The 25,428-nt window shown below is 65.8% G+C and carries 18 protein-coding genes; 8 read left to right on the forward strand and 10 right to left on the reverse strand.

What is annotated here, in order from left to right:
* Window positions 1-10 precede the first annotated feature (10 nt).
* From QX126_RS13145 to QX126_RS13155, 3 genes are all read left to right on the forward strand, one after another.
* Window positions 11-2,350, forward strand: a complete 2,340-nt coding sequence (locus tag QX126_RS13145; protein ID WP_315740751.1) for a xanthine dehydrogenase family protein molybdopterin-binding subunit — start codon at window positions 11-13, stop codon at window positions 2,348-2,350.
* Between the two features lie 68 nt (window positions 2,351-2,418).
* Entirely contained in the window at window positions 2,419-3,219 is an 801-nt protein-coding gene (locus QX126_RS13150; protein ID WP_315773906.1) for a xanthine dehydrogenase family protein subunit M, read from the forward strand.
* Window positions 3,220-3,499: 280 nt separating this feature from the next.
* The gene (locus QX126_RS13155; RefSeq protein WP_315781745.1) at window positions 3,500-4,612 is read left to right on the forward strand and encodes a CaiB/BaiF CoA-transferase family protein; all 1,113 of its coding nucleotides are present in this window, start codon (window positions 3,500-3,502) and stop codon (window positions 4,610-4,612) included.
* Between the two features lie 365 nt (window positions 4,613-4,977).
* On the opposite strand, the gene hppD is transcribed toward QX126_RS13155, so the two are convergent.
* Window positions 4,978-6,096 (reverse strand): 4-hydroxyphenylpyruvate dioxygenase, encoded by a 1,119-nt coding sequence (gene hppD, locus QX126_RS13160; protein WP_315781430.1) that lies wholly within the window; start codon window positions 6,094-6,096, stop codon window positions 4,978-4,980.
* Between the two features lie 121 nt (window positions 6,097-6,217).
* Between hppD and QX126_RS13165 the strand changes: the two genes are divergently transcribed.
* Window positions 6,218-6,697 (forward strand): Lrp/AsnC family transcriptional regulator, encoded by a 480-nt coding sequence (locus QX126_RS13165; protein ID WP_315777206.1) that lies wholly within the window; start codon window positions 6,218-6,220, stop codon window positions 6,695-6,697.
* Between the two features lie 89 nt (window positions 6,698-6,786).
* Window positions 6,787-7,098, forward strand: coding sequence for a DUF1272 domain-containing protein (locus QX126_RS13170; protein ID WP_315781432.1), 312 nt, complete (start codon window positions 6,787-6,789; stop codon window positions 7,096-7,098).
* A 100-nt stretch (window positions 7,099-7,198) separates the two neighbouring features.
* Here the strand turns inward: QX126_RS13170 and fahA are convergent, their stop codons facing one another.
* The 5 genes from fahA to QX126_RS13195 form a co-directional block, all read right to left on the reverse strand.
* Window positions 7,199-8,473 carry a fumarylacetoacetase gene (fahA, locus tag QX126_RS13175; protein WP_315781434.1) on the reverse strand — a complete coding sequence of 425 codons (1,275 nt, stop codon included), beginning with the start codon at window positions 8,471-8,473 and terminating at the stop codon, window positions 7,199-7,201.
* Between the two features lie 117 nt (window positions 8,474-8,590).
* Window positions 8,591-9,937, reverse strand: a complete 1,347-nt coding sequence (hmgA, locus tag QX126_RS13180; protein WP_315781436.1) for a homogentisate 1,2-dioxygenase — start codon at window positions 9,935-9,937, stop codon at window positions 8,591-8,593.
* The gene (locus QX126_RS13185; protein ID WP_315781438.1) at window positions 9,937-10,893 is read right to left on the reverse strand and encodes an MBL fold metallo-hydrolase; all 957 of its coding nucleotides are present in this window, start codon (window positions 10,891-10,893) and stop codon (window positions 9,937-9,939) included. The genes hmgA and QX126_RS13185 overlap by 1 nt, the downstream gene beginning before the upstream one ends.
* 27 nt (window positions 10,894-10,920) lie before the next feature.
* Window positions 10,921-11,151: a DUF2783 domain-containing protein gene (locus tag QX126_RS13190; RefSeq protein WP_315781440.1), complete on the reverse strand. Its 231-nt coding sequence runs from the start codon at window positions 11,149-11,151 to the stop codon at window positions 10,921-10,923.
* A 12-nt stretch (window positions 11,152-11,163) separates the two neighbouring features.
* Entirely contained in the window at window positions 11,164-12,798 is a 1,635-nt protein-coding gene (locus QX126_RS13195) for an FAD-dependent oxidoreductase (RefSeq protein WP_315781443.1), read from the reverse strand.
* Between the two features lie 166 nt (window positions 12,799-12,964).
* On the opposite strand from QX126_RS13195, the gene QX126_RS13200 reads away from it, so the two are divergent.
* On the forward strand, window positions 12,965-13,522 hold the full coding sequence (locus QX126_RS13200; protein WP_315781446.1) for a MarR family winged helix-turn-helix transcriptional regulator: 558 nt from the start codon (window positions 12,965-12,967) through the stop codon (window positions 13,520-13,522).
* A gap of 134 nt (window positions 13,523-13,656) precedes the next feature.
* On the opposite strand, the gene QX126_RS13205 is transcribed toward QX126_RS13200, so the two are convergent.
* Window positions 13,657-16,110 (reverse strand): adenylate/guanylate cyclase domain-containing protein, encoded by a 2,454-nt coding sequence (locus QX126_RS13205; RefSeq protein ID WP_315781449.1) that lies wholly within the window; start codon window positions 16,108-16,110, stop codon window positions 13,657-13,659.
* A 260-nt stretch (window positions 16,111-16,370) separates the two neighbouring features.
* Window positions 16,371-18,449 (reverse strand): AsmA family protein, encoded by a 2,079-nt coding sequence (locus QX126_RS13210; RefSeq protein ID WP_315781452.1) that lies wholly within the window; start codon window positions 18,447-18,449, stop codon window positions 16,371-16,373.
* 212 nt (window positions 18,450-18,661) lie between these two features.
* On the opposite strand from QX126_RS13210, the gene QX126_RS13215 reads away from it, so the two are divergent.
* Window positions 18,662-19,336, forward strand: a complete 675-nt coding sequence (locus QX126_RS13215; protein WP_315740764.1) for a Crp/Fnr family transcriptional regulator — start codon at window positions 18,662-18,664, stop codon at window positions 19,334-19,336.
* 267 nt (window positions 19,337-19,603) lie between these two features.
* Entirely contained in the window at window positions 19,604-21,238 is a 1,635-nt protein-coding gene (locus QX126_RS13220; RefSeq protein ID WP_315781454.1) for a glycosyltransferase family 39 protein, read from the forward strand.
* A 24-nt stretch (window positions 21,239-21,262) separates the two neighbouring features.
* On the opposite strand, the gene QX126_RS13225 is transcribed toward QX126_RS13220, so the two are convergent.
* Window positions 21,263-24,415: an efflux RND transporter permease subunit gene (locus QX126_RS13225; protein ID WP_315781457.1), complete on the reverse strand. Its 3,153-nt coding sequence runs from the start codon at window positions 24,413-24,415 to the stop codon at window positions 21,263-21,265.
* Window positions 24,415-25,341 (reverse strand): efflux RND transporter periplasmic adaptor subunit, encoded by a 927-nt coding sequence (locus tag QX126_RS13230; RefSeq protein ID WP_315777217.1) that lies wholly within the window; start codon window positions 25,339-25,341, stop codon window positions 24,415-24,417. The genes QX126_RS13225 and QX126_RS13230 overlap by 1 nt, the downstream gene beginning before the upstream one ends.
* Between the last annotated feature and the right edge of the window lie 87 nt (window positions 25,342-25,428).

Raw genomic sequence — 25,428 nt, forward strand, 5'->3', positions numbered from 1 at the left:
AGAGATTCGCATGGGTATGGAAGGCATTGGCGCCAGCGTCGTCCGCAAGGAGGACAAGCGTTTCATCACCGGCAAGGGCCGTTACGTCGACGACGTCAAGCTGTTGGGCATGACCTTTGCCCATTTCATCCGCAGCCCGCACGCGCACGCCAAGGTCAAGAGCATCGACTCCTCGGCCGCCGAGGCGATGCCTGGCGTGGTCGCGGTGCTCACCGGCCGCCAGATCGTCGACGACAAGGTCGGCAACCTGATCTGCGGCTGGGCCATCACCTCCAAGGACGGCTCGCCGATGAAGATGGGCGCATGGCCGGCGATGGCGCCGGAGACCGTGCGCTTCGTCGGCCAGGCCGTGGCCGTGGTGATCGCCGAAAGCAAGAACCTCGCACGTGACGCCGCCGAGGCAGTCGTGGTGGAGTACGAGGAGCTGCAGGCCGTCGCCGACATGCCCTCCGCGCTGAAGCCCGGCGCGCCGCAGCTTCACCCGGAAGCCCCCGGCAACGTCGTCTACGACTGGTCGATCGGCGACGAGGCCGCGGTCAACGCCGCCTTCGCCAAGGCCGCCAACGTCGTCACCCTGGAATTGACCAACAACCGGCTGGCACCGAACGCGATGGAGCCGCGCGCGGCGATCGCCGAGTACGATGCGGCCGAGGAGCATTTCACGCTCTATACGACGTCGCAGAACCCGCACGTCGCTCGCCTGGTGCTGTCGGCGTTCTACAACATCGCACCAGAACACAAGCTCCGCGTCATCGCGCCCGACGTCGGCGGCGGCTTCGGCTCCAAGATCTTCATCTACCCGGAGGAGATGGTGGCGCTGTGGGCCTCCAAGAAGGTCGGCCGTCCGGTGAAATGGACCGGCGACCGCACCGAGGCGTTCCTGACCGACGCGCACGGCCGCGACCACATCTCCAAGGCCGAGATGGCGTTCGATGCCGACAACAAGATCCTTGGCCTGCGGGTCAAGACCCACGCCAATTTCGGCGCCTACATGTCGCTGTTCTCGTCGTCGGTGCCGACCTATCTGTACGCGACCCTGCTGTCGGGCCAGTACAACATTCCGGCGATCTATGCCGAGGTGATGGGCGTCTACACCAACACCACGCCGGTCGACGCCTATCGTGGCGCCGGACGCCCGGAGGCGAGCTATCTGTTGGAGCGGCTGATCGAGACGGCGGCGCGCCAGTTGAAGGTCGATTCGGCCGATCTCCGGCGGAAGAACTTCATCACCCAGTTCCCGCACCAGACCCCGGTGATCATGGCCTACGACACCGGTGACTTCAACGCCTCGCTCGACGCGGCGATGAAGGCGATCGACTATGCCGGTTTCCCGGCCCGCAAGGCGGCGGCGAAGGCGCAGGGCAAGCTGCGCGGCCTCGGCCTGTCCTGCTACATCGAAGCCTGCGGCATCGCGCCGTCGAAGGCGGTCGGCAGCCTCGGCGCCGGCGTCGGCCTGTGGGAGTCCGCGGAGATCCGCGTCAACCCGGTCGGCACCATCGAGGTCCTCACGGGATCGCACAGCCACGGCCAGGGCCACGAGACCACCTTCTGCCAGCTGATCGCCGAACGCCTGGGCGTGCCGATCAGCCAGGTCTCGATCGTCCATGGCGACACCGACAAGGTGCAGTTCGGCATGGGCACCTACGGCTCGCGCTCGGCCGCCGTCGGTCTCACGGCGATCCTGAAGGCGATGGAGAAGGTCGAGGCCAAGGCGAAGAAGATCGCAGCCCACGCACTCGAAGCGTCGGAAGGCGACATCGTCATCGAGAACGGCGAGTTCAAGGTGACCGGCACCGACAAGTCGATCGCGCTGCCGATGGTCGCGCTCGCCGCCTACACCGCGCACAACCTGCCGGACGGCATGGAGCCCGGATTGAAGGAGACTGCTTTCTACGATCCGACCAACTTCACCTTCCCGGCCGGCACCTATATCTGCGAGCTGGAGGTCGATGAGGCCACCGGCAAGACGTCGTTCGTCAACTTCGTCGCGGCGGACGATTTCGGCCGGCTGATCAACCCGATGATCGTCGAGGGCCAGGTTCATGGCGGTCTGGTCCAGGGCATCGGCCAGGCACTGCTCGAGCACGCGATCTACGACAGCAACGGCCAGCCGGTCACCGCGTCCTTCATGGACTACGCGATGCCGCGCGCCGACGACGTGCCGTCGTTCAAGCTGAGCCACACCACGACCCTGTGCCCGGGCAATCCGCTCGGCGTGAAGGGCTGCGGCGAGGCCGGCGCGATCGGCGCATCCGCCGCCGTGATCAATGCGATCACGGATGCGATCGGCAACAACAAGCTGGAAATGCCGGCGACGCCCGACCGCGTCTGGCACGCGATCCACGGTTGATCATCGCTCCGGGGCGCGCGCAGGCGCGGCCCCGGAATGATCTCGATGAAAAATTCAGGGAGATTCCCATGTACGAGACGACCTACCATCGCGCCTCCTCGGTCGACGAAGCGGCGGCGCTGTTCGCCAAGGGCAGCGAGGCCAAGTTCCTGGCCGGAGGCCACACCCTGCTTCCGGTCATGAAGCAGCGCCTCGCCAGCCCGTCCGATGTCATCGATATCGGCAAGATCAAGGACCTGATCGGCGTGCAGCTGTCGGGCGACACGCTCGTGATCAAGGCGGCGACGACCTATTACGACATCATGACCAATGCCGACGTGAAGAAGGCGATCCCCGCGATCTCCTACCTCACCTCGGTGCTCGGCGATCCCGCCGTGCGTCACCGCGGCACCATCGGCGGCTCGATCGCCAACAACGATCCGGCCGCGGATTTCCCGGCGGCACTGATCTCGCTCGGCGCGACCGTGAAGACCAACAAGCGCACGATCTCGGCGGATGATTTCTTCAAGGGCCTGTTCACCACGGCGCTCGAGGACGGCGAGATCATCACCGAGGTGTCGTTCCCGGTGCCGGAGAAGGCGGGCTATGCCAAGATGCGCCATCCGGCGTCGCGCTTCGCGCTGACCGGCGTGTTCGTGACCAAGACGAAGGGCGGCGACGTCCGCGTCGCGGCCACCGGCGCCTCGCAGAGCGGCGTGATGCGCGTGCCCGCGATCGAGGCGGCGCTGAAGTCGAACTGGTCGGCCTCGGCGATCGACGGCGTCAGCATCCCGGCGAGCGGCCTGCTCAGCGACATCCACGGCTCGGCTGATTACCGCGCCAATCTGGTGAAGGTGATGGCGCAGCGCGCGGTGCAAGCCGCGGGCTGACCTCACAACGCGGATCATTCCGCGCAACGGCACAACAAATTCCACACGGCGCGCAGCGATGCGCGCCGTTTTGCTTTGCGGCATACGGCGCGCTTGCGTTGGCCGGATACACGCGGGACAATCGCGGATCAGGAAACGCATCGCGCGTGATGATGTCTGGTTGATGCGGACAGCAGCCAAGCACACCCACCTCCCCTGGAGAGGGAGGGTGAAGGTCGCGGCGACCATCTTTGTCCGATCGACCTCATCACACGCCGAAGCACCGCAGGGACAAGACAACGTGCTCGACAAGACCGCCCCACAGACCGAGACCCGCGCCACCGGACCGCTCGCGGGCTTTCGCATCGTCGAGTTCGCCGGCATCGGACCGGGACCGTTCGCCTGCATGCTGCTGGCCGACATGGGCGCGGAGGTGGTGACGCTCGATCGCGTCGGCGCGCGCAAGACCATGAAGTCGGTCGCCGGTCGCGGCCGCAAGGTCATCGAGCTCGACCTCAAGGACAAGGCCGTCATTGCCGAGGTGCTCGACCTGCTCGCCGGTGCCGACGCGCTGATCGAAGGCTTTCGTCCCGCCGTGATGGAACGCCTTGGCCTCGGCCCCGACGTCGTGCTCGCGCGCAATCCCAAGCTGGTCTATGGCCGCATGACCGGCTGGGGCCAGCAGGGACCGTTGGCGCAGGCGGCCGGCCACGACATCAACTACATCTCGATCACCGGCGCGCTGGCCGCGATCGGACCCAGGGAGCGGCCGGTGCCGCCACTCAACCTGGTCGGCGATTTCGGCGGCGGTGCGCTCTATCTCGTCGTCGGCGTGCTCGCCGCACTGCTCGAAGCCTCGAAGTCCGGCAAGGGGCAGGTGGTGGATACCGCGATGTGCGACGGCGCGGCCTCGCTGCTCGCGATGTTCTTCGACCTCACCGCGATGGGCCGCTGGACCGAGGGGCGCGAGCGCAACTTCCTCGACGGCGGCGCGCACTTCTACGGCGTCTACGAATGCGCCTGTGGCAACTTCATCTCCATCGGCTCGATCGAGCCGCAGTTCTACGCGCTGCTGCGCCAGCATGCCGACCTGTCCGATCCCGCCTTCGACGCGCAGATGGACCCGCGCGCCTGGCCGGCGCTGAAGGAGAAGCTGGTCGCGGTGTTCAAGAGCAAGACGCGCGAGGAATGGTGCGCGATCATGGAGGGCACCGACATCTGTTTCGCGCCGGTGCTGACGATGTCGGAGGCACCGAAGCACGCGCACATGGCGGCGCGCGGCGTGTTCGTCCAGCGGCATGGCATCACGCAGCCGGCCCCGGCGCCGCGCTTCTCGCGCACGCCGTCGACGATACGGGAGCCGGAGGTGGTGGAGATTGGGGCTGTCGTGAGTGCGTGGAAGGCTGGCGGGTAAGCGATTGCGGCGCGGTCGCGCCGATCAACGCTGCGCGACAATCCCGATGCCAGTGAGTTGACGACGCCCGCGCCTCACCCTCGGTGTCGTCCCCGCGAACGCGGGGACCCATAACCACCGGCCGCAGTTTGGCGAAAATCGTCTGCGACTATGCCCTATCGATAGATCACGCGGTATGGGTCCCGGGTCGGCGCCCGACGCCGCTGGCGCGTCGTCGGGCTTGCCCGGGACGACAGTTGAGGGTTTGGAGACATCCTGCCTCCAATCACGCCGTCATTGCGAGCGAAGCGAAGCAATCCGGGACGCCGACGGAAGTCTGAATTGCCTCGTCGCTGCGCTCCTCGCAATGACGCCCTCTGCTTCGTTTACTCCGCCGCCTCCACCTTCAGCACGCCGCGGCGGATCTGATCCTCTTCGATCGATTCGAACAGCGCCTTGAAGTTGCCTTCGCCAAAACCGTCGTCGCCCTTGCGCTGGATGAACTCGAAGAAGATCGGGCCGATCGCATTGGCCGAGAAGATCTGCAGCAGCACCTTGGTGTGGCCGCCATCGACCACGCCCTCGCCGTCGATCAGGATGCCGTTGCGCTTGAGGCGGGTGACGTCCTCGCCATGCTCGGGCAGGCGCGCTTCGATGCGCTCGAAATAGGTCTCGGGCGGCGACGGCATGAACGGCAGGCCTGATGCGCGCAGGCCCTCGACGGTGGCGTAGATGTCGCGGGCGCCGCAGGCGACGTGCTGGATGCCTTCGCCGCGATAGATCTTGAGATACTCCTCGATCTGCCCGGACTCGCCGGCATCCTCGTTGATCGGAATCCGAATCTTGCCGTCGGGGCTGGTCAGCGCGCGCGAGAACAATCCGGAGGCGCGGCCTTCGATGTCGAAGAAGCGGATCTGGCGGAAGTTGAACAGCTTCTCGTAGAAGCCGGTCCACACATCCATGCGGCCGCGGTGCACGTTGTGGGTCAGGTGATCGATGTAGTAGAGGCCGGAGCCGATGGGGCGCGGGTCGCGCTCGCCGATCCACCCGAATTCGAGATCGTAGGCCGAGCCCTTGGCACCGTAGCGATCGACGAGATAGAGCAGGCTGCCGCCGATGCCCTTGAGTGCGGGCACGTCCAGCGTCTTCTGGGCCGGCGGCAGGTCGGCCGGCTCGGCGCCGAGCGCGATCGCCCGCGCATAGGCCTTCTTCGCGTCGACCACCCTAAACGCCATCGACGGCGCACACGGCCCGTGCGCGGCGACGAACTCGTGGCCGTGGCTGCCGGGCTCCTCGTTCACGAGGTAGTTGATGTCACCCTGGCGGTACAGCGTGATCGCCTTGGTCCTGTGGCGCGCGACCGCGGCGAAGCCCATCAGCTTGAACAGCGCGTGCAGCTCGCTTGCTTCGGGGTGCGCATATTCGACGAACTCGAAGCCGTCCGTGCCCATCGGGTTGTCGGCGGAGATGGTGGCAGGAGGCGCATCGTGCGGAAATGGACCCATGGGGGAAGCTCCTTCAGCTTGATGGGCGGATCATCTCCCGAATTCCGCGCACGGGGCATGCAAACCATTGTCATTTTCGCCCGAGTATGCACGATCCATGCACATTCAGAGGAAATGACGCATGATTTCGGTCGATAGCTTCGATCTCCGTATCCTGGCCGCGCTGCAGGACGACGGCCGGCTCACCAACCAGGAGCTGGCCGACCTCGCCGGGCTCTCGGCCTCGCAATGCTCGCGACGGCGGATGCGGCTGGAGGAGGACGGCGTCATCGCGGGCTATCGCGCGCAGCTATCCGGCACGTCCCTGGGCTTCGAGCTGATCGCCTTCATCCAGATCACCCTGGCGACGCATTCGCCCGACAACGCGCAGAAATTCCGTGCGCTGGTGAACCGCGTCGACGACATCCAGGAGGCCTACGCGCTGACCGGCGACTCCGATTATCTGCTCAAGGTCGTGCTGCGCGACCTCAAGAGCCTGTCCGACATCGTCAACAATGTGCTGATGCCACACCAGAGCGTGGCGCATGTGCGGTCGTCGATCGTGCTCGACCGGCTGAAGGAGAGCGCGAAGCTGCCGCTGGCGTCGCTGTCTGCTGGCTGACGACGTGGCGCAAATCGAGGGAATTGCGCCATTCAACACCGTCGCGGCTTTTGCGACAGTCACATCATTCCAACATCTGCGAGACGAACATGGCGCTGCAGCTTCGCCCGAATTGCGAATATTGCGACAAAGACCTGCCACCGGCAGCAACGGACGCGCGCATCTGCTCCTACGAATGCACCTTCTGCACCGACTGCGTCGAGACTAAGCTGTTCAACGTCTGCCCGAACTGCGGCGGCGGCTTTGCGCCACGGCCGATCCGCCCGTCGCGCGAGTGGCGGCCAGGGGCCTGCGTCACAAAACAGCTGCCGTCGGACAAGCGCGTGCATCTGAAATATGCGGCGGAGGAGGTCGCGGCGTTCGTCGGAGGCGTGAAGAACGTCGCGCCGGAAGAGCGCTGACCTCTCTCCTCGTCATTCCGGGGCGCGCGCAGCGCGAGCCCGGAATCGATAACCACGACGTGACATCGTGCATCGAAAGCTCAGCCAAGGGCAGCTCGCATCACACGGCCGCTACGATCGTGCCTTCGACTTCGCCGAAGCCGACGCGATAGCCGTCGCCCTGGCACCAGCCGCGCATCACCAGAGAGTCGCCGTCCTCGAGAAACGTGCGCTTCACGCCGCCGGCGAGCTCGACCGGCTCGGTGCCATTCCAACTGATCTCCAGCAGGCTGCCGCGCTGATGCTTCTCCGGGCCGGAGATCGTGCCGGACCCGAGGAGATCGCCGACACTCATGGCACAGCCGGACGAGGCATGGTGCATCAGCTGCTGCACGCTCGACCAGTACATGTACCTGAAATTGGTCTGCGCGATGGTCTGCGCGGCGTTGCTGCCGGAGGCACGCAAGGCCACGTCGAGGGAGAGATCGTAGTTCTGCGCGGCCTTCTGCTGCAGGTAGGGCAGCGGCGTTGGATCCTGCGTTGGCCCCGACACGCGGAACGGCTCCAGCGCCTCCCGCGTCACCACCCACGGGCTGATCGACGTCGCAAACGCCTTGGCTTGGAACGGGCCGAGGGGCACATATTCCCATTGCTGGATATCGCGTGCGCTCCAGTCGTTGAGCAGCACGAAGCCGAAGATCATCGCCTCCGCCTGCGCCTCGCTCAGCATCTCGCCGAGCGGCGACGACTGGCCGATGACGACGCCCATCTCCAGCTCGAAATCGAGCCGCTTGCACGGCCTGAAGCTCGGCACCTCGGCGCTCGGCGGCTTCAATTGCCCGCGCGGCCGGCGCACCTTGGTGCCGGAGACGATCACGGTCGAGGCGCGCCCATTATAGCCGATCGGCATGTGCAGCCAGTTCGGCTGCAGCGCATTGTCCTTGCCGCGGAACATGACGCCGACATTGGTGGCGTGCTCCTTCGACGAATAGAAATCGGTGTAGCCGGCCACGTCGAACGGCAGATGCAACGTGACGTCCTGGCGCGGCAGCAGCGCCCGGCTGCGCAGCGGCTTGTCGTCACGCAGCCGCGGATTGTCGTGGCGCAGCAGTGCGCTGATCGCAGCCCGCGTCTTCGACCACACGGCGGGGCCGAGCGCCATGAAGGCATTCAGCGAGGATTGCGCGAACACCTCATAGGCCGGCGCCAGATCGAGCAGGCCTTCGTCCTCGAGCACGGCGAGGTCGAGCACGAACTCGCCGATGGCGACACCGACGCGTGGCTTTGGCGAATCGGCGGCGGAGAACACACCGTAGGGCAGGTTCTGGATCGGGAAGTCGGAGGCTGGATCGACCGGGATGAAGGAGCGGAGCGAGGGATCGTTGGGATGAGTCAAAATGCTTCTCCGGACTACGTCGTCATGCCCGGGCTTGACCCGGGCATCCATCTCTCACCGCACAGAGAATGTCGTGGATGGCCGGGTCAAGCCCGGCCATGACGGCATTCTCACAGTTCAAGGCCTGTTCGGATCGAAACGCTTCTCCAGTCCGTTCCAGCAATCGGCGTAGTCGCTCTGCATGGTGCCGGACTCCGCGGCGTGCTTGGTGATCCGCTGCGGGAAGCGCGTCTCGAACATGAAGGCCATCGTGCCCGTGAGCTTCACCGGCTTCAACTCGCCATTGCTGGCGTGATCGAACGCCTCGCGATCTGGCCCGTGCGGCAGCATGCAATTGTGCAGGCTCATGCCGCCGGGCACGAAGCCCTGCGGCTTGGCGTCATAGACGCCGTAGATCAGGCCCATGAACTCCGACATGATGTTCATGTGGTACCACGGCGGGCGGAAGGTGTTGTCGGCCACCATCCAGCGCTCGGGGAAGATCACGAAATCGATGTTGGCCGTGCCGGCGGTTTCCGACGGCGATGTCAGCACGGTAAAGATCGACGGATCGGGATGATCGAAGCCGATGGCGCCGACCGGCGAGAAGGTGCGCAGGTCATATTTATACGGCGCGTAGTTGCCGTGCCAGGCAACGACGTCGATCGGCGAGTGCCTGAGCTCGGTCTTGAACAGCGCGCCGCCCCATTTCACGTAGAGTTCGGTCGGCGTGTCCTTGTCCTCATACGAGGCCACCGGGGTCAGGAAGTCGCGCGCATTGGCAAGACAATTCGCGCCGATCGGGCCGCGCTCCGGCAAGGTGAAGGCACCGCCATAATTCTCGCAGAGATAGCCACGTGCCGGTCCCTCCGGAATCTCCACCCGGAACTTGACGCCGCGCGGGATCACGACGATCTCGCCAGGCTCGGCGTCGATGCGGCCGAACTCGGTGACGAACAGCAAACGGCCCTGCTGCAGCACGAACATCAGCTCGCCGTCGGCATCGTAGAAGTGCTGGTCGACCATCGACTTGGTGATGACGTAGACATGCGCCGCCATGCCGGCCTGGGTCGTGGCATCGCCGGCCGTGGTCATGGTCTGCACACCCTGCAGGAACGTCACATCGCCCGACGGCAACGGTGTCGGATCCCAGCGCAGCTGCTGCACCGTGATCTCCTGCTCGTGACACGGCGCGGTGCGCCACAACCCGGCATCGACCTTCGCGAATCGGCCGTAGTGTTTCACCGAGGGCCGGATGCGGTACAGCCAGGAGCGCTCGTTGGAGCCGCGCGGCGCGGTGAACGGCGAGCCCGAGAGCTGCTCGGCATAGAGCCCGTAGGCGCAGCGCTGCGGCGAGTTGCGCCCGATCGGCAGCGCGCCGGGCAGCGCCTCGGTCTCGAACGAATTGCCGAAGCCGGACATGTAGCCCGGCGTGACCTGTCCCGATGCGCGGTGCAACTGGTCAGGCGATGTGTTGATGTTCATCATCCTTCTCCTTGCAGGCGGGCCCACATCTCGCGGTCGCGCTCGGCGGTCCAGATCACGGGATCGTCGATGCCGCTGGCTTCGTCATAGGCGCGCGACACGTTGAACGGCAGGCAGTGCTCGTAGATGGCGAAGCTCGAGAATTTCGGATCCATCACTTCGCGCGTGGCGGCCATGGACTCCTTGAGGCTGCGTCCCTTGGCGACCGACATCTCCGCCGCGCCATACAGCGACGAGACGAAGTCGCGCGTCATCGCGATCGCCTCGCGCACCGTGGTCTCGCCCTTCAGCGCGTCGCCGCGGCCGGGCGCGATCGCCTTGGGATTGAAGTCGCGGATCTCGTTCAGGGTCGACGGCCATTCGCGCAAATAGGCGTCGCCGCAATAACAGGCCGAGTGATATTCGATGAGATCGCCGGAGAACATCACCTCGGCGTCCGGCACCCAGGCGACGATGTCACCGGACGTATGGCCCGCACCGAGCTGGATCAGTTGCACCTCGCGCTTGCCGAGATGGATCGTCATCTCGCCTTCGAAGGTGAGCGTCGGCCAGGTCAGGCCAGGAATGCTCTCGGCATCCTGGAACAGGCGCGGGAAGCGGCCGTATTCGGAGTCCCAGTCCTGCTGTCCCCGCTCCACGATCAGCCGGCGTGTCTCCTGCGACGCAACAATGCCCTGCGCGTGATAGGCCGAGGCGCCGAGCACGCGCACCGCGTGGTAGTGCGACAGCACGACATATTTGATCGGCTTGTCGGTCACGGTCCTGACCCGCTCGATCACCTTGTTCGCCATCGCCGGCGTCGCCTGGGCATCGAACACGATGCAGCCGTCGTCGCCGACGATGACCGCCGAATTCGGATCGCCCTCTGCAGTGAATGCATAGAGATCCGGGCCGATCTCGGAGAAAGTGATTTTCTTCTCGGCGAGATCGGTGGTGGATGCGAAACCCTTCGCCATCAGTTCATTCCCTGTCTGCGCAGCAGGCTATTGCTGCTGCTGTTGTTGTTGCTGTTGACCGGTATCAGCCATGCTGCGTTTCGCCAGCGTGACCGCCTCGCGCAGCACACCGATGTCACCGATGTGATTGGCGAGGATCAGGACCAATGCCGCATCGAGGTCGGCGCTTTCGAGGTCCGAGAGGCCCCGATGGGCTTCGACGATGGCGCGAAAGGCATCGTCGGGCTTGGCGAAATTGGAAGCGGTCGAGAGTGTCATCGTTGCGGCTCCTCAGCTCAGGCCGGAGGCGCGTGCGACCGCCGCCGCGATCGCGGCGCGGCGCGGATGCCGGAAGCGCGCCGCGACATAGCCGTCCGGACGCAGCAGATAGGATGTGCCGGGTTCGGCCCCGTAACGCTTGCCCGCGAAACCCTCGCCATCGGCAAGTCCATTCGGACCGCCGATGCTGACGACACCGACATCGTCGGGCACATCGATCGCCTCACCATTGGCAAAGGACAGCAGGGTGAAACGCCGGCCCTGAGCATTGAATGCATCGGTGAGATGAAGGTGCCGTCCGTCTGCCGTCTCGAGCGGAGCATCCGGCATCGATGTTCCCGGACAAGGGCCACTGTGCCAAGCCTCGTCGTCTTCGGTCGACAGCGGCGTCTGGTAGACCGAGGGAACCGACAGCCGGCCGCCATTGACCATGCGCTTGCCGAATTCGGTGTCCCTGGCGAGCGCGAGCACCACCTTGCGTAGCCGCGCCTCCTGGTGCGAATTCGGCGCCATGAAATCCGTCGCCCGCGTGGACTCGCGAATGTTTTCGTCGGCCGCTGCGCTTCGCTCCAGATGATAGGTTTCGAGCAGCGCCGCGGGCGAGGTACCGCGCAGCACGCGATCGAGCTTCCAGGCCAAGTTCTCGGCATCCTCCAGCCCCGAATTGGCACCGCGCGCGCCGAACGGCGAGACCTGATGGGCGGAATCGCCGGCAAAAACGACGCGACCATGAATGAAGCGCTCCATGCGCCGGCACTGGAATTTGTAGAGCGAGATCCATTCGAATTCGAACTGATCATGGCCGAGCATGCGCGCGATCCGTGGCCGCACATTCTCCGGCTGCTTCTCGACGTTGGGATCGGCATACCGACTGAGCTGCAGGTCGATGCGCCAGACATTGTCCGGCTGCCGGTGCAACAGCGCCGAGCGCCCGGCATGGAATGGCGGATCGAACCAGAACCAGCGCTCGGTGGGGAATTCAGCCGTCATCCTGACGTCGGCGATCAGGAACTGATCCTCGAACACCTTGCCGGAAAAACCCGCGCCGACCATCTGGCGCAGCGAGGAGCGCGCGCCATCGCAGGCGATCACGTATTGCGCCGATAGCCGATAGGCGCCATCCGGCGTCTCGATCGTCAGCACGACATGATCGTTGCGCTGCTCCAGCGCCGTCACCTTGTTGCGCCAGCGCAGCGAGATCTCCGGCAGCGCGTTGACGCGATCGACCAGATAGGCCTCGGCGTAGAACTGCTGCAGGTTGATGAAGGCCGGCCGCTTGTGCCCGGGCTCCGGCAGCAGATTGAACTGATAGAGCTCGGACGGACCGTGAAAGATGCGGCCGACGTTCCACACCACGCCCTTGTCGACCATCCGGTCGCCGACGCCGAGGCGATCCCAATATTCCAGGGAGCGCTTGGAGAAGCAGATCGCGCGCGAGCCCTCGCCGATACGGTCGGCATCATCGAGCACCACGACGGCATGGCCGCGCTGCGCAAGATCGATCGCGAACGACAGCCCGACGGGACCCGCACCCACGACGACGACCGGATGCGCGGCCGGCGTGGCCTGATCCTGGTCGTCGTGCCGACGATAGCCGAACTGAACCTTCGCCTGGCTCGCGCCCTGCCCCGGATTGGCCTGCACCATGGCTTGCTCGCCTTGTGGTTTTCTTGGACTTTCGAAACGACGACTTTCGAAGCGACCAACATTTCCTCGGGCGAGGCCATTCGGCCGTCTTGCCAGATAGTCTCACCTGCAACTATTCTAAAGCCGACGGCTTCGGCCGCGTCAACTCAAAAATCGGAGCGCGATCTTGGCGAAGCCATCTACCGCGGCGTCCAGGCGGCAGGCGAAGCCGGTCGAGGATGACCGAAATGCGGCAGTGCCGCAGGAAGACGAGCGGCTCGACCTGTTCAAGTTCGCACCATTCCGGCTCAACCGTCTGGCCGCCGAGGTCAGCGCGGCGCTCGCCATCGAATATCGGGAGCGCTATGGGCTCGACATTCCGGAATGGCGCGTGCTGGCGACGCTCGGCTTCCGCCGCGAGGCCTGCAGCGCGCAATATGTCGCGGCGTGCACCCGCACGCACAAATCGACCATCAGCCGGGCCGTGACGTCGTTGCTGGAGCGGCGGCTGATCGAGCGCGTCGAGAACGCCGAGGATCGCCGCGAGTTCCGTCTGCGCCTGACACGTAAGGGCAAGACGCTTTATGAGGAGCTGATCCCGCGTTTGCAGCAGCGCGAGCGCGAAATCATGGCGTGCCTGTCCGCCGACGAGCGCAAGACGTTCGACCGCCTGATCGGCAAGATCGAGGCGAGCCTCGATCTGATCCAGACCAGCGAGGAGGCCGATGCGAAGCAGGCCTATTGAGCCGCGCTTCGTCGGGTGGGCAAAGCGCCGAAGGCGACCGGTGCCCACATCCTTCGTCAAACGACAGCGATGGGCACGGGGGCGCGCGAGACTGCCGTCGACGACGAGCAAGGCGCCGCGCGCCTTTGCCCGCCCTACTTGTTAGTCGCCGACGATCGCCGCCGCTTCTCGACTTCGACCACGTCGGCGCCCTCCCCGCGCCAGCGCAGAATCTCCATCGCCAGCACCGGGTGATTGAAGCCCTTGAGATGAAGGTCGTCGATCGGCCTGGCGTCGACCGACTGTTCGACCACGCCGAACACCCGGCGCGACACGATCACTTGTCCGGCCTTGGCCTCGTCGCATAGCCGCGAGGCGAGATTGGTGACGCTGCCGATCGCGGCGTATTCGAGCCGGTGCTCGAAGCCGACCTGGCCGAGCGTCGCATATCCCAGTGCGATGCCGACGCCGAACCCCAGGCTGTGGCCGCGATTTTTCCAGCGCTCCGTCAATTGGCCGATCTCGTCGCGCATTTCGAGCGCCATCTTCACCGCGCACGTGGTGTGGTCCTCGAACGGGATCGGCGCGTTGAACAGGATCATCACGCCGTCGCCGGCATAGCGATCGAGCGTGCCCTCATATTTGAAGATGAGCTTGCCGAGCGCGGCGTGATATTCACGCAGCACGTTCATCGCCTCTTCGGGCTCGGTCGTTTCGGTAAACGCGGTGAAGCCGCGCAGATCGCAGAACACCACCGTGACCTCGCGGCGGTGGCTTTCCAGCAGCGCATCATGGCCGTCCGACGACGCGATGATCTGCGCCACCTGCGGCGCCAGGAAGCGCTCCAGCCGCCTGATCCGCTCGATCTCCGCCAGTTGCTTCTCGACCCGCTCCTCGAGCGACCTGTTCCATTCGCGCAGCTGCTCGGTCTGCTCGGTGAGCTTTTCGGCCTGCTGCTGCACCGTCGCGTGGGTCAGCGCGAGCTCCCGGCCCTTCTGATCGACCTCGGTGAACAGTCGTGCGTTGCGCATCGCCAGCACGGCCTGGTTGGCAAATGTCCGCATCAGTCCGATCAGGTTCGGCGGGAACGTGCCGGCCGACCGGCGGAGCACCACGAGCGCGCCGAGCACACCCTGCTGATCGACCAGCGGCGTGAACAGCACGGCGTGAAAGCCGGCGGCGACCGCGACGTCACGCAGCGGGTGATCGGGTGCGCTTTCGAGCTCGGCGATCGCGATCGGCTCGCCGCTACGCACGGAGTCGGAGAGCAGGCTCGTCCGCTCGTCCAGCACATTGTGCGGGCCGTCCCGGTCGACGCCCTTGGCCTCCACCAGCCTGAAGCGGCGTTCGGCGGCCTCATAGGAATAGATCAGCACGGCGTCGGTCTTGGTGATCTCCAGCGCCCGGGCCGCCACCGTCGGCAGCACCGCATTGAGATCGAGCGAAGAGGCCACCGCGCGGCCAACCTCCTCGAGCACCTTCAGCTCATTGATCGACTGAGCCAGATCGCGCGTACGCTCCTCGACCTTGGCTTCCAGCACGGCATAGGACTGCGCGAGCTGGCCGGCCATGCTGTTGAACTGATCGGCGAGCTCCTCCAGCTCGTCATGCGTCTTCACCTCGATGCGCTGGGCGAAATCTCCGGCGCCGAGCTTGCGCGCGCCAGCGCGCAACGCGGTGATCGGGACGAGCATGCGTCGCGCCAGCAGCGAGCCCGCGAGGATCGCAACGGCAAGACCGAGCGCGATCAACAGCGCACCGCGCAACAGCTGATCGCGGATCGGCGCCAATGCGTGCGCGGTAGACTGTTCGAAGAACACGGACCAGCCGAGCTTGGGGAGCGTCGCGACCGCCGAGAGCACGGCGTGGCCGGCGCTGTCCGTACCGGAGGCCAGCGGCTGGCCATCCGGCGTGAGCACCGCCGCGACCTGCGGCAGCTTGGAGAGGTCCTGACCGACCGCCGGCCCCCTCGCCGAGCTCGCCAGCACCTGGCCGCGCGGATCCACCACGTAGGCGGTGCCGACCTTGCCGATCTGCGCCTCGGTCATGAAGTCTTCGAGAAAGTCGAGGTCGATGTCGGCCACGGTCACACCGGCATTGAAGCCGGAATGCGCGACCGAGATCGACATCGTCGGCTGCGCACCCTTGAAGGTCACAGCGGAGAAATTGCTGCCGTGCGTGACGGTGTCGGTGAAGCGCAGGTCGCGCGACAGATCGTTGCCCGAGGAGAACGCGATCGAGGTGCGTGACACCCGGAGCTGCTCGCGACCCTGGCCGTCGAGCTGATACAGCTGCCGCACAGCCGGCGCCTGACTCAGCAGTTGCACATAGTCGGCGCGGCGGAGCTCCAGCGTATTGGCGCTCGCCCGCGTCACCCAGCTGATCTGTCGCTGCAGATCCGAGAGCGCCTGATCGATCCGCCGGGCGCTGGCGTCGGCCTTTTCGGCCATGGCGGCGGTCAGGCTCGCTTTGGTGGACTGATAGCTGATCCAAGTTTCGGTCGCGCCATTCACGGCCAGGACGAACACGACGAGCCCGACCAGCGACACGACGTATTTGGCGAACAGGCCCTGCCGCAACGACCAGCCTCTGTTCTCGACCTCGTTCATCCGGACCCCTCACGCGCGTCATCGCCGAGGTCAGCCTCGGACAAGCGCGTCCGCTGCCGTCCTCGCGGCAGCGACACCTCGGAGACGGGACCGTGCGGGTGCGAGACGGTCCGTCGCCGGCATCCGTTTAGCACATAATGACAAGCAGAGCCGCGCGTGCAGTGCGCACCCGCGCCGCCCGTTGTTTGCGCGGTTGGCCCTCACCCGCTCCGCCGTGCGGATGAGATCACCGTGGCTTCGATTACCCACACGGTTCTATATTACCTATTGAAGATTCGCTTCAGTACATCGTTCATCGGCTGACTGTCCTGCGCGCCGTCCTGCCGAGGCTCGGCGGGGGCGGCCTCCGCCGGGCCCTGGCCGGCATCGCCCGAAGACGGCGGAACAGCGCCGCCCTGGGGCGCAACCAGCGTACGGCCGCGGCCCTTGGCCTGCGGCTGCGCGCCCTGCTGCAGCCCTTGCTGAATCAGATTGCCGATCGCCGATCCGAGATCGCCGCCGAGCAGGTCGGATTGGCCGGCCGCCGGGGCCTGCGCGTTCGGAGCCACCGTCGATGGCGCGCCGTTCGAACCGGCGTTGGGCGCAGCATTTCCGATGAGGCCCCCGATGCCGTTGATCAGATTGTTCAGCCCGGCTCCGTCCTTGCCGAACAGGCCCTGGCCCATCTGCTTGAGCCTGGCGTAGGCAGCATCCGGATTGTCGAGGATGCCGGCCATGTCGGGGTAGAAGCGCGGCTGACTCCAGGGGCCGTCGATGACGATGGGAATCCCGAGACCAACCGGCTCCGAGGTGCGGCCCTGCCCCTCGGTCGTCATCACGAGCTTCGGCTCGACGCGCATCGCCAGCGCCCGATTGCCCAGATCGATCGTCCCCGCACCGGTGACCTTGACCAGCGGTCCGACCAGGTTGAGGTCACTGGTGGCGGCCTGCCCGCGCTCGACCTGGAACGAGGCCGAGAGCTGCGTGAGATCGGTCGTCAGCTCCTTCGAATCCTGCCATCCCGACAGCGGATTGGCCGTCAATGAGCGGATCATCTGCGCGACGTTGATGCCGCGGATAGCGCCGTCCTGGAACAGCAGGAACGCCGAGCCGCTCAGGTTGCTCATGAGAGCCTGCTGGCTGGCGCCGCTGGAGCGCAAGGCCAGCTTGCCCTGCATCCGCGCATCGAGCTTGTCGAATCCGGCGACGCTCGAGAGCAGCGGCAGCGCGCGGATGCCGACGAGATCGCAGTGCATCGCATAGGCCGGATTGCCCGTGGAGGCGTCGATCACGACCTCGCCGCTGGCCTGCCCGTCATAGGCGCCGAGATTGGCGACGGTCGCCTTCAGCAGGCCGCCGGCCAGCGAGGCTTCGAGATCGAGCGGACCGAGGCGAGCCCCGGAGAGAACGACATCCGTCGCCGACAACTTCACGCGCGCATCGACGTAGTTGAGACCGCGCAAGTCGATTGCCGCCGTGCTCCATCCCGACGCGCCGGCAGAGCCCTGCCCCGCAAGCGCTCCCAAGTCGAGCCGGCGAACGTCGAGATCGACCTTCACCAGCGGCTTGCTCGCGAGATCGACCGAGGCCCAGCCGTTGAAATCGCCATCGCCAAGCGTACCGCTGAGGCCGTTGATCAACACCACCGGGCCATTCAGCCGAACGTCGGCGCGGCCAGCAAGGACTCCGCGAAATGCATTGGCCACGTCGATCTTGAAGTCGACCGGCAGCGTCTGGCGGTCAATTGGCAGCGCAGGCGCCGCCGCCGTGACGTCGAACGTCACCGGGCGGCCGCCGGCACGGGCCGCGCCCGTGATCTTGACCTTGCCGTCGGACAGAGACGCCGTCGCGCCGATGCCCTCGAGCCGATTCTCGACGCGGTCGCGCGGGTTGGAAAGGATGACGGCGCCGTCCCTGACGGTGACCCGTTCGATCCGGACCGCAGGCGCCGCTTCCGACTTCGCCGAGGCACGGCTACGCGGCGCGTTGTCCCGCAGCCGTTCGCGCAGCAGCGGCAGATAAAGTGTGGGCTTGTCGACGATGATCTCGCCGATGTCGGGCCGGCCGGACCACAGGCTCGACAGCGCCACGTCGGCCTGCAGCTTGCCGATCGTCAGCCGATTGTTGCCGTCCCTCTCCTTCGGATCCTGCAGGGTGATGTCCGTCAGGGTCGCATGCAGCGACGGCCACAGGCTGACGCTTGCCGAGCCGGCGATGCTCAGGCGATAGCCGGTGTCACGCTCGACGCGGTCCTGGATGGCGACCGTGAGGAAGCTCGCCGGAAGTCCAAAAGCGAGCGCCAGAGCGAGCACGACGATGACGGCGCCAATCAAACCGCCTGCGATCTTCAATGCCTTCATGTCGATGTCCCAAGCGCAAGGCGCGAGCGGTCTCCACGGGTTAGCGTGCGGCAACGCCGACCCGGTTCAATCCGAATTTTTCTCGGAACGAAGACCGCTCCGAGAGCGACCAACATAGTCGTGAGCACGTGCGCCATTATGTGACTTATGACACACTTCCGCCCGGGCGGATTCTGTAACTCGGGCTTTGAACCACTGCCGAAGGTATAGTGATGAGCAAGCAGGCCGAATTTGCGGTCATTCTGAAGATGAACCCGATGTTCGCCGACCTCGGCGCGGACGAGCTGCAGCGAATCTCGAGCCTCTGCCACACCCAGCATCTGTCGTCGGGCGAGGTGCTGTTCCAGAAGGGCGACCCCGGCAATGCCCTGTTCGGGGTGCGGCGCGGCCAAATTCGCATCGAGACCGGCGCCACCGACGGCAGCCGGCTGACCCTCAACTTCATGGGGCCCGGCGATCTGTTCGGCGAGGTCGCCGTGCTCGACGGGCAGGAGCGCACGGCGGACGCCACGGCCGGTGAAGCGTCCGAGCTGTTCGTGCTTCGCCGCGAGGATTTCCTCAGCTTCCTGGAACGCGAGCCCAAGGTGGCGATCAGGATCATTCAGCTGCTGTGCCAGCGCATCCGCTGGCAGAGCGAGCGAATGGAGGAATCGGTGCTGCAGCCGCTGCCGGTCCGGCTGGCACGCCGGCTGTGCGCGCTGGCGGAGGATTTCGGCTCCGAGGTTCATATCTCGCAGGAACAGCTCGGCGTCTTCGTCGGCGCGGCGCGTGAAAGCGTGAACCGCCAGTTGCAGGCCTGGCGCAAGGACAAGATCCTGGATCTGCAACGCGGCCGCATCCTGCTGCATGACCTGACGAAGCTGAACACGATCGCACGCAACGAGTAGCAAGCCGGGCGCCCAGCTTCGTTCACCGCGAATTTGTCGATTGCGGGTCCGGTCCATGGCGGGAACCGCCCGTCGTGCATCGTTTGGTATCAGCATCGGCCAAACATGATCGCAATTGGGCCACCACGCCTCACAATTTGCGACATGAACTCTTTTTAACAATTCTAACAGGGTTCAATCCGGCAGCGGAGAGTTCCATTTGCTCGCGCACGGCGGCGCGCGGGGTGGAGCTTTGCGCGCCAGACGAGCGTGGTTGGAAGTAACATCATGAGTCTTGCGTTGCCGGCCATCGCGATCGAGGCCAGTGGTTCGGTTGGCCGTTGGCGCAAAGCTCTCGCGGTCTGGATCGACGCCGTGGAGGATGGTTGGGCCGTTCCGGCCTTGATCGTCGGGTTCGTCGCGGTCTGGATGGTGTATTTCTCGATCGCCTATCTGGGGGGCGATCTCCACCAGGACGTGATCGAAACCTGGTCGCTCGGACGCAGCTTCGACTGGGGCTCGACCAAGCATCCGCCGCTGATGGGCTGGGCCGCGCGGGCCTGGACCACCGTGTTTCCGCTGACCAACTGGTCGTTCAACCTGCTGGCGCTGACCAACGCGGCGGTCGGCCTCTGGGCCGTCGACCTCATCACCCGGCGTTTCGCGCGCGGTGACAAACGTCTGGTCGTACTGCTGCTGCTCATGCTGCTGCCGGTCTATCAACTGCATGCGCAGCGCTTCAACGCCAACGCCGTGCTGCTGTCGAGTTGGCCGCTGGCGACGTGGTGCTTCCTGCGCTCCTTCGAGACGCGTCACGTCGGCTGGGCCATCGCGGCCGGCCTGACCGCGGCGCTCGCCATGCTCGGCAAGTACTACGCGGTCTTCCTGATCGCGGGCTTCGCGGTCGCAGCGTTGTGTCACGGCGAGCGTCGCGCCTATTTCACCTCGTCCGCGCCCTGGATCGCGGCGCTGTCCGGCTTGGCCGCGCTCGCACCTCACATCTATTGGCTGGCCACGACCGGCGCCCAGCCGTTCTCGCATGCGATCGAGCATCACGTCGGCAAGACCGCTGGGGCCGCCCTGGTCGAGGGCAGCGGTTTCCTGCTGGCGATGGCCGGCATCGCCGGTATCCCCGGCCTCATATGGCTCGCCATGACGCGGCCTCGCCCCACCCGCGTGCTGAACGATGCGCTCAGCCTCGAACCCGGGCTCCGGCTGCTGGCGACAATCAGCATCGGGACCGTTGTGTTCCCCACACTGGTCTCGGTCGTGTTCGGCACCGACATGCCGCCGCTGTGGGGCCTGCAGGGCGTCTTCCTGTTCGTCATCGTGATCGTGTGCGGCGCGAGCTATCACGCTCCCCGCGACATCACGATCAATCTCGCCGCGGCGACGATCGCGATCGCGGCATTCGCGGCCACCGTCGTGGCGCCCCTCCATGCATTGTACCGGAACTACGTTCCGTTGAACGAGGGCCGCAACTTCTATGAGCCGGCCGTGACCGAGCTCGACCGCCTGTGGCGGACGGCGTCGAACGGCGTCCTTCCCGCTGTCGGCGGCGACGACGGCCTTGCTTTTGCCGCCGCGTTCTACAGTCCCGACCATCCGCGCTATGAAATGGCGCTGGTGCACCCGCACGAGCTGCAGCCTCCGTCCAAAGTGCTGACCGCGCAGGGCTGGGCGGCGCTGTGCTACGACTCCGACATCTCCTGCATCTCGGGCATGCAAGCTGCGGCGGCGCAGGCGCGACGTTCGGTGCGGGCCGACTTCACGCTCCGGACCAAGCTGTTCGGCCTGGAGGGCGCGAGCCAGGGCTTCGTTGCCCTGATCGTTCCGCCTGAGACCGCCGCGCCGCTCGAGAGCACGCCGAGCGAGGCCCACGATCTCAGCGCACGCCGCCGCATGCCCTCGACCGCGAACTGAAACAGCTCGTTCCGGCACGTCATCTCATTCCGCGGCCGGCGACATCGCCGACGGCGGCGGCTTTGGCTGATGCCCCACCTCCGGTTCATGGCCGGACTGCGCCTCGTCGGCGGCCTCGCCGGAGGAGACGATCAGCTTGCGGCCGAGCCGGGCGAACAACGCGCCGACATCGTCCATCACCAGGAACATCGCCGGCACGAACAACAGCGACAGCACGGTCGAGAACACCAGCCCGCCGATCACCGCCAGCGCCATCGGCGAGCGGAACTCGCCGCCGGCACCGACCGCGAGCGCGCTCGGCATCATGCCGGCGACCATCGCGATCGTGGTCATCACGATCGGACGCGCCCGCTTCATGCCGGCATCGATGATCGCCTCGTCGCGCCTGATCCCGGCATGGATCGCCTCGACCGCGAACTCCACCAGCATGATCGCGTTCTTGGTGACGATGCCCATCAGCATCATCATGCCGATATAGACCGGGATCGTGAGCTGCTTGCCCGTGAGCATCAGCGCGCCGATCGCACCGCCGATCGACAGCGGCAGCGAGAACAGGATCGTGATTGGCTGCAGGAAGGTGCCGAACAGCAGCACCAGCACGGCGTAGACGATCATCAGGCCCGCCGTGATCGCCGTGATGAAGCCGGAGGCCAGCTCGTTCAGGCTTTCGGCGTCATCGGACGGGATCAGCTTGACGCTGGCCGGCATGCTCTTTCTGACCGGCAGCTCGTCGATCTGCTTCGTTGCATCGCCGAGCGCTGCAAGTCCGACGAGGTCGGCGGCGACGGTGGCCTGCCGCCCACGATCGTAGCGGCTGATGCTGGTCGGGCCCTGGTCGAGCTTGATGTCGGCGACCACCGCCAGCGGCACGCCGCCCTTTTCGCCGTACTGGCCGAGCGGCACCCGCAACTGTTCGAGGATCTTCACGTCGCTGCGCGCTGCATCCTCGAGCTGCACCCGGATCGGGACCAGCCGGCCGCCGGCGTCATACTTCGCCAGCGCCGGTCCGACATCTCCGATCGTGGCGACGCGGATCGTCTGCGACAGGCTTTCGGTGGACACGCCCAGACGAGCGGCCAGGTCGGCGCGCGGCTGCACCCGCAGTTCCGGCCGGTCGAGCGAAGTGTCCGACACCACGTTGGAGATGATCGGAATCCGCTTCATCTGCGAGGCGAGCTCGCTCGCAACGTTGTCGACCAGCTTGGGATCCGAGCCCGTCAGCACCAGCTTGATCGGGCGCAGACCGTTTTCGTCGGTGAACCAGAAACGGATGTCCGGAATGGTTTCGAGATCCTTGGTGATCTCGAGTTCGAGCTCTTTCTGGGTGATCTTGCGCTCGGTCTTCGGCGTGTAGTTGACGATCATTCCGGCGCGGCGAACCTCCATCGCGCCCTGGAGCCGGCCGCCGTCGACGAACACGCTGCGAACCTCTGGCCGCTTGCGCAGGCGCGCGACGATGTCCTCGGTGACCTTCTCGGTGTAGGCGAGCTGCGCGCCTGGCGGCAGCTCGATCGCGAGCAGCGATCGCGCCGCGTCCTGCGCCGGCAAGAACCCTTGCGACAGCAGCGTCGTACTCCAGATCGAGGCAGCGAAGATCCCGATGCCGAGCAGCACCGTGACAAAGTAGTGCTTTACCGACCAGGTCACGATGCGCTGATAGGCACGCAGGATGAACCCCGGCGGCGGATCGTCATGGTCGTGATGCTTGAGGAAGTAGGCCGCCAGCATCGGTGTGACGAAGCGCGCCGCCAGCAGCGAGAAGAACACCTGCACCGAGACGGTGATGCCGAACTGCTTGAAGAACTGGCCGGCAATGCCGGACATGAAGCTGGCCGGCGCAAAGATTGCGATGATGGTGAGGCTGATCGCGATGACCGCCAGCCCGATCTCGTCCGCGGCATCGAGCGCCGCGCGATAGGGCGACTTCCCCATCCGCATGTGGCGCACGATGTTCTCGATCTCGACGATGGCGTCGTCGACGAGAATGCCGGTCGACAGCGTGATCGCCAGGAACGAGACCATGTTCAGCGAGAAGCCGAGGATGTCCATCGCCCAGAAGGCGGGGAAGATCGACAGCGGCAGCGATATCGCCGCGATCACCGTGGCCCTGAAGTCGCGCAGGAAGAGGAGCACGATGATGACGGCCAGGATCGCGCCCTCGAACAGGGTCGAGATCGCGGCCTCGTAGTTGCCTTTGGTGAACTCGACCGAGGTGTCGATCAGCTTCAGATCGACGTCGGGATGGGCGGCCTTCACCTGGTCGATGCGCTTCTGCACGGCGGCCGCGACGACCACGTCGCTGGCTCCCTTGGAGCGCTTGATGCCGAGCGCGACCACCGGCTCGCCGTTGAAGCGCGCAAAGGTACGGCGATCGGCGATCGTGTCGGTGACCGTCCCGAGATCGGCGAGCCGGACCTCGCCGCCGCCGAACAAGGGAATCATCGTGTTGGACAGCTCGTTCAGCGTTTTCGCGCCGGCAAGCGTGCGGATCGCCTGGTCGTTCTTGCCGATCTCGGCGCGGCCGCCGGCGACGTCGACATTGGTGCCGCGCAGGCTCTGGCTGACATTGACCGCGGTGAGCCCCATGGCCTGCAGCCGGTCGGGATCGAGCGAGACCAGGATCTCGCGCTCGACACCGCCGATGCGCTCGACCTGGCTGACGCCGCGCACGCCCTGCAGCTCGCGCTTGACCACATCGTCCACGAAGAACGACAGCTGCTCCGGCGTCTTGCCCGGCGAGATCGCCGCATAGGTGACGATCGGCAGGCCGATCTTGTCGACGCGCGAGATCAGCGGCTCGGTGACGTTCTGCGGCAGATCGGAGCGCACCCGGGTCACGGCGTCCTTGACGTCGTTGATGGCGCGATCGGTGTTGGTCTCGAGCGCGAACGTAATCGTCGTCACCGACAGGCCGTCGGTGATCAGCGACTGGATGTGGCGCGCGCCCTCGACGCCGGAGACGCCGTCCTCGATGATCTTGGTGACCTGGGATTCAAGCTCCGAGGGCGCCGCGCCGAATTGCGCCACCGCGACCGAGATCACCGGAATGTCGGCGTTCGGCAGCCGCGTGACCGCGAGCTTGGTGAAGCTCATCCAGCCCAGGATCAGCAGGATGATGGAGAAGAGGATCGACGGCAGCGGGTTCCGGATCGACCATGCCGAAATATTCAGTGCCATCAGCGTACCCGCGTGCGATCGATGTCTTCGGCAAACATGGTCTTGATCTGGTCGCCGTCGTGCAGCGAGCTGCCGGCGTCGGCCACCACGATTTCACCCTCTGTCAGACCGTCGAGGATTTCGCTCGATGTATCCGACACCAGGCCGACCCGCACCCGGCGGGTCTCGATCGTGTTGCCCTTCACGACCTGGATGGTGAGATGATCGATCGCCGTGTTGGGCACGGCGACGCCGCAGCTCCGCCGGGCATCGATATTGGCGCGCGCGAACATGCCAGGCTTGAGCGACGGACTGCTGGTCAATGCGATGCGGACGTGGCCCAGCTGGGTGGTCCGGTCGACCTGCGGTGCCACCACGCGCAGGCGGCCGACAATGTCGGGAAGGTTGTCACGGGTGATGCGCACCGGCGCGCCCGCGCCGAGCTTCAGGAGATGAATGCTCGGAACTTCGGCGTCGAGCTCCAGCTCGTTGTTGACGGCGATACGGAACATCGGACCGGCCTGCGGCGAGGCCGGCGCACCGGCGATCGTGCGGACCTCGGTGACGAGTCCTGCCGCCGGCGCACGCAGCGACACCGGCCGGTTCGCGGCCGCCGCCGGCGCTCCCGGCTGCGGCGGTGACGGCGTCAGGCGCGCCAGCTCCTGGTTCTCGGTGACGGTGTCGCCCTCCTTGACCAGGACGTCGATGACCCGCGAGCCTTCCTGGTCGGCGCCGACCACCGCCTCGCGGCGGGCCATGACGAAGCCGGTGACGCGCACGAGATCGGAGAAGCAGGCCTTCACCGCCTTGGTCACCAGCACCTGGGCCTGCATCGGCGGCTCCTCGGCAGCGTGATGGGAACGATGCTCGTACCAGTAATAGCCGGCGAACAGAGCCACGAAGACGACCGCGCTGGCCGCAGTTTTGAGGGATTTTGGCAGCTTCATCGGCAGGTGGATCCGGTCGGCGCGAGATGCGGGTTGTGGATGCTGCGAATTTGGCGCGGGGCGCCCCGACAAGGCGATGCGCCCCAC

The sequence above is a fragment of the Bradyrhizobium sp. SZCCHNPS1003 genome, from assembly GCF_032381555.1.
Classification (GTDB): Bacteria; Pseudomonadota; Alphaproteobacteria; order Rhizobiales; family Xanthobacteraceae; genus Bradyrhizobium.